Source organism: Novosphingobium sp. (genome assembly GCF_019748365.1).
Taxonomy (GTDB): Bacteria; Pseudomonadota; Alphaproteobacteria; order Sphingomonadales; family Sphingomonadaceae; genus Novosphingobium.
Window position 1 is genome coordinate 1 of record NZ_JAIEPN010000053.1, and the last position, 4,573, is coordinate 4,573.

The 4,573-nt window shown below is 61.4% G+C and carries 8 protein-coding genes; 5 read left to right on the forward strand and 3 right to left on the reverse strand.

The genetic code is table 11. The features are described from left to right. From K5Q19_RS07575 to K5Q19_RS07585, 3 genes are all read right to left on the reverse strand, one after another. Positions 1–800 (reverse strand): CmpA/NrtA family ABC transporter substrate-binding protein (locus K5Q19_RS07575; protein ID WP_292942956.1); only part of this gene is annotated, 800 nt, incomplete at its 3' end. Beyond that, positions 797–1,378, reverse strand: a complete 582-nt coding sequence (locus K5Q19_RS07580) for an ANTAR domain-containing protein (RefSeq protein ID WP_017671402.1) — start codon at positions 1,376–1,378, stop codon at positions 797–799. The genes K5Q19_RS07580 and K5Q19_RS07575, both read right to left, overlap by 4 nt. An 8-nt stretch (positions 1,379–1,386) precedes the next feature. Continuing rightward, on the reverse strand, positions 1,387–1,833 hold the full coding sequence (locus K5Q19_RS07585) for an Rrf2 family transcriptional regulator (protein ID WP_066214133.1): 447 nt from the start codon (positions 1,831–1,833) through the stop codon (positions 1,387–1,389). A gap of 83 nt (positions 1,834–1,916) precedes the next feature. On the opposite strand from K5Q19_RS07585, the gene K5Q19_RS07590 reads away from it, so the two are divergent. From K5Q19_RS07590 to K5Q19_RS07610, 5 genes are all read left to right on the forward strand, one after another. Next, positions 1,917–2,396, forward strand: a complete 480-nt coding sequence (locus K5Q19_RS07590; RefSeq protein ID WP_066214129.1) for a group III truncated hemoglobin — start codon at positions 1,917–1,919, stop codon at positions 2,394–2,396. Continuing rightward, positions 2,393–2,698, forward strand: coding sequence for a DUF1971 domain-containing protein (locus K5Q19_RS07595; protein WP_110300254.1), 306 nt, complete (start codon positions 2,393–2,395; stop codon positions 2,696–2,698). The genes K5Q19_RS07590 and K5Q19_RS07595 overlap by 4 nt, the downstream gene beginning before the upstream one ends. Next, a complete protein-coding gene (locus K5Q19_RS07600; protein WP_110300255.1) occupies positions 2,691–3,155 on the forward strand; it encodes a hypothetical protein in 465 nt (154 codons plus the stop codon). Before K5Q19_RS07595 ends, K5Q19_RS07600 begins: the two co-directional genes overlap by 8 nt. A gap of 39 nt (positions 3,156–3,194) precedes the next feature. Further along, entirely contained in the window at positions 3,195–3,644 is a 450-nt protein-coding gene (locus K5Q19_RS07605) for a globin domain-containing protein (protein WP_066214120.1), read from the forward strand. A gap of 216 nt (positions 3,645–3,860) precedes the next feature. After that, the coding region (locus K5Q19_RS07610; protein WP_292942970.1) for a chromate transporter at positions 3,861–4,573 on the forward strand (713 nt) is incomplete at its 3' end.

Consider the following 4,573-nt stretch of genomic DNA (forward strand, 5'->3'; position numbering starts at 1 on the left):
GCGTCCAGATATTCCGAGCGTGACAATATGGCCGCATTTGCCTCTGTATTGCCAGGCTCGACGAAATGCGCAGCCGCTCTGTGCAGCGCTCGCACCAGCCGCTCGGTTGCGTCGGTGTCGGCCTGCCGACCATCGAGCCGCACCGCCAGCACTTTTTCCACACCGCGCCGCCAGATCTGCGCAGTGGCCAGCATGATCCGCCCGACACCGCGATCCACCGCGATGCTGTTCCACGGTTCGCCAACGCAGATGCCGTCAACATCGCCGCAGGCCAGTGCATCGGCGGCGAAGGGCGGGCTGGTGACGGTGATCTCGACATCGACGTCAGGCTGAATCCCTATGCCAGCCAGCCAGTAGCGCAGCATATAGTTGTGGCTGGAATAGCGATGGACCACCCCGAAACGCAGCGGCTTGCCGATGGCGACCCGGCGTTCCGCCTCCAGCTTCAACCTTGCGCCGATTTCGAATGGGTCACCCAGCGTGTTGTCGAGCATCAAGGCTTCTGCCAGTGCCGTTGATACGGTGAGCGCGTTGCCATTGAGACCGAGCACGAACGGGACGGCGAGCGGCATTGCCGGCCTGTCGCACCCCAATGCGGTGGCGATCGCGAGCGGTGCGACCATGTGTGCCGCGTCCGTCTGCCCATACATCAGACGGTCGCGTACCGCCGCCCAGGTGATGTCGCGGACCAGTTGCAGGTCCAATCCTTCATCCTCGGCAAAGCCCAGCTCACGCGCCAGGATTGGCAGTGCCGCATCAACCAGCGGCAGGAAACCAATCCTCATGAGGGTATTGCTCATGGCATATCTCCCATCAGGGCTTCGCTGGTCACGATGGCCTCGGCGACCTCGGCAATGCGGCGGTTGGATCGCATCGCATGATTGCGCAGCAGGGCATAAGCAGCTGGCTCGTCCAGCCCTTTGCGCTTCATCAGGATCGCCTTGGCGCGATCGATTGCCTGTCGGTCGGCCAGCGCGGTCCGTGCTTCCGCCAACTCGGCCTGCAGCCGTGAAAATGCTTGAAAGCGGCGAATGGCGAGGTCCAGCACCGGCTTGATGCGCTGCTTAGCCAAGCCATCGACAACATAGGCCGATACGCCCGCATCCACCGCTGCACTTGTCGACTCGGCATCGCTCTGGTCCACGAACATCGCGATCGGCCGCGCAAGGGCACGCGACATTGCGAAAAAGTCCTCCAGCATATCCCGGCTTGGATTCTCAAGATTGATCAGCACAACCTCGGGTGCAGCACGTTCGATCTGCGCAGCAAGCCCTGCAGCGTGATCGATGATCACGAGGTCGGTGAGGCCAGCCTCGCGCAAGCCATCCGAGATGATCGCTGCGCGCGTGGTGCTTGTGTCGATGATCGCGATGCGCATGATTAAGGTTAGTAGCGGCCAATGTCCGATGGCAGCAAGCTTTCGCGCACCGCTGCCGGGTTTTTGGCAATATCCGCGAGGCTATAGCGATCGAGATGCCTGAAGAATGCCTCAAGCGCACCGGCCAGGGCATGACGCAGTTGGCATGCTGGCGTAATCACGCAGGTATTGGTCGAAGGGTCGAAACACTCCACAAAGCTGCCGGTTTCTTCCATCGTCCGCACGACTCTGCCGACATTGACCTGATCCGCGGCCTGCGCCAGCCGAAGGCCGCCGGTTCGACCTCGCACTGCCTCAATAAAGCCTTCTGCCACCAGGCGTTGCGCCACCTTCATCAGGTGATTCTTGGAAATGCCATAGGCACCAGCAATTTCGCCAATCGACCTGTGGCCATCATGGACCGCCAGATACATCAAGGTGCGCAGGGCATAATCGGCGTGAAGCGACAATCTCATTAAACATGCATATCAAATATTGCTATTAAGCGCCAGCCGCGTTAAACGATGCAAATGAATTACATCTTATCAGCAATGCGACCATGACGGCGACCGCCCATGCGGAGCGCATACGCGCGGCCAAGCGCGCGGAGGCCCACCAGATAGGGATCGACGATATCTCGATCAGCCTGCTGGTCGATCGCTTTTACGACCGTATCCAGACCGACGATCTGCTGGGGCCAATCTTTGCCCAGCACGTCGCCGACTGGTCACAGCATCTCCCGCGGATGAAGGGATTCTGGGCCTCGATCATGATCGAGCCGGGCCGTTTTAGAGGCAGTCCGATGCAGAAGCACATTGCGCTCGGCATCCTCACCAAGGCCCATTTCGATCGCTGGCTGGCGCTGTGGGATGAGACCGTTGCACAGAACGTTGCGAGCCCCGCAGCGGCAGAAAGATTTCACACGTCGGCGCACCGGATTGCCGACAGCCTGCTGACCGGAGTGCTGGCGCAGCGCGGCGGGCTGGCGGCTTTGCGCGCACGGTCACCAAAGCTTGCACCCCTGGAGACGAAACCATGACGCTCACCCCTTATGCATCCTCGCCAGTGTTCGACGATCAATCGCTGCCCGATAAGCTGCGCAACGACCATCGCACCAAGGACGGGACCTGGGGGCTGTTGCGGGTGCTGGAAGGCGAGGTGCGGTTGATCTTCACCGAACCGCATCGTGAGGTGTTGGTCACGCCAGACATGCCTGCACCGATTGCGCCACTGGCGACGCATTACGTGGTCCCGCTGGGCAAGATGACGATGCAAGTCGAGTTCTACCGGTCAGAGCCGGTGCTGGATGGCGACCAGATGACCGAGCCGTCCGGTGGATGACTTCACAATCGCTCGCGTCGTCCATGTCGTGGCGGTGCTGTTCTGGATCGGTGGCGTCGGCTTTGTCACCTGGGTGGTGATGCCGGCCATCCGGCATAGCGAGAGCGAAGCCGACAGGCTGGGGAAATTCCACGCGATCGAGGGGCGCTTTGCCTGGCAGGCAAAGATCTGGGTGCTGCTCGGCGGCGCCAGCGGCTTCTGGATGGTGCACCGGGCCGGGATGTGGAGCCGCTTTGCCGAGCTCCACTTCTGGTGGATGCATGCGATGGTCGCGCTCTGGGCGGTGTTCACGCTGATGCTGTTCGTGGTCGAGCCATTGTTCCTGCACCGCCGCCTTGCAACCTCGCAGACCCCGCAGGCCGATTTCCAGCGCATGGAGCGCGTACACCACATCCTGATCGTGCTGGCCTTGATCACGCTGGCGGGTGCTATCGGCGGCAGCCACGGCCTGTTTTGACACGCGGTTTCGACAACCAATATCCATAAGGAGGACATAATGAGCAGAATATTGAGCGCCGAGACCAAGGCCATCGTCAATTCGACCGCACCTGCGCTGCAACAGCATGGGGTGGCGATCACCCAGCGGATGTACGAGCGTCTGTTCGTCGATCCCGCAGTCAAGGCCATGTTCGATGAGGCCGCGCAGGAAAGCGGAGAACAGCCGCGCCGTCTTGCCGCAGCCATTCTCGCCTATGCGCAAAACATCGACAAGCTCGAAGCCTTGACCGCACCGGTGATGCGCATGGCGGCGCGGCATGTTGAAACAGGCGTCAAGCCCGAGCACTATCCGATAGTCGCTGACGCCCTGCTGCCCGCAATCCGCGACATTCTGGGCGATGCAGCCACCGACGAGGTCCTGTCGGCCTGGGGCGAGGCCTATTGGGCGCTGGCCGAAATCCTGATCGGCAAGGAAGCGGCGCTTTACACGCAAAGACCAAGCGATTGAAAAACCAGAGGCAGACTGTTGAACTAGCAAGTACTCTTTGCCTAGGATTCCCGTGAATCCTTGCTCAGACACCCTTGACGCCCATGCACCGTTGTGGGAGCAGATACGTATCGGGACTGAAGCAACCTCCCGATCAGGCTGTTCAGGCCCAAGCGTTGCCTCTGGTCTGCCTCGTGATGCGGGGCGGCAATATGGGGACCGTGTTTGGCAGCGAACGTGTCAACAGATATTCCTGATTTCCGCCAGCTCGTGCGCGTCTTCGCGCGCATCGGCTGCCTGAGCTTCGGCGGCCCCGCCGGGCAGATTGCGCTGATGCATGGCGAGATTGTCGAGAAGCACAAATGGGTCGATGAGGAGCAGTATCTCCACGCGCTCAATTTCTGCCATCTGTTGCCCGGCCCCGAGGCGCAACAGTTGGCGACGTGGATTGGTTGGCGGCTGCACGGACTGAAGGGCGGCCTTGCAGCTGGGCTTCTGTTTGTCATCCCCGGCGCGCTGATCATGCTGGCGCTCTCGTCGCTCTATGCGCTGGCGGCGAACCTCGACTGGTTTGCGGCGCTGTTCCTGGGGATCAAGGCTGCGGTGCTGGCCATTGTTGTGCAAGCGCTGATCCGCATCGGTGGCCGCGCGCTCAACACGCGGTTCAAACAGGCGCTGGCGGTTGCGGCGTTCCTGGCGCTGTTCCTGTTCAACCTGCCTTTCCCTCTCGTCCTGCTCGGCGCAGGAGCGATGGGCATGATCGTAGCGGCCTATCGTCCCGACTGGCTTGCGCTCAAATCCGGCTCAGGCACAGATGCCTCACCTCGGCCGTCGTTCGCCGTCATGTCGCGCACGGTGCTGCTATGGCTCGCGATCTGGGCGGTGCCTATGGTGCTGGTGCTGGTGATCCTGGGTCAGGATCATGTTCTGTGGGACGTCGGCGTCTTCTT

Excerpts from the sequence above, each read along its gene's own strand:
- K5Q19_RS07605 (WP_066214120.1), top strand. The coding sequence starts at position 3,195 with ATGAGCAGAATATTGAGCGCCGAGACCAAGGCCATCGTCAATTCGACC.
- K5Q19_RS07595 (WP_110300254.1), top strand. The coding sequence starts at position 2,393 with ATGACGCTCACCCCTTATGCATCCTCGCCAGTGTTCGACGATCAATCG.
- K5Q19_RS07585 (WP_066214133.1), bottom strand. The coding sequence starts at position 1,833 with ATGAGATTGTCGCTTCACGCCGATTATGCCCTGCGCACCTTGATGTAT.
- K5Q19_RS07580 (WP_017671402.1), bottom strand. The coding sequence starts at position 1,378 with ATGCGCATCGCGATCATCGACACAAGCACCACGCGCGCAGCGATCATC.
- K5Q19_RS07590 (WP_066214129.1), top strand. The coding sequence starts at position 1,917 with ATGACGGCGACCGCCCATGCGGAGCGCATACGCGCGGCCAAGCGCGCG.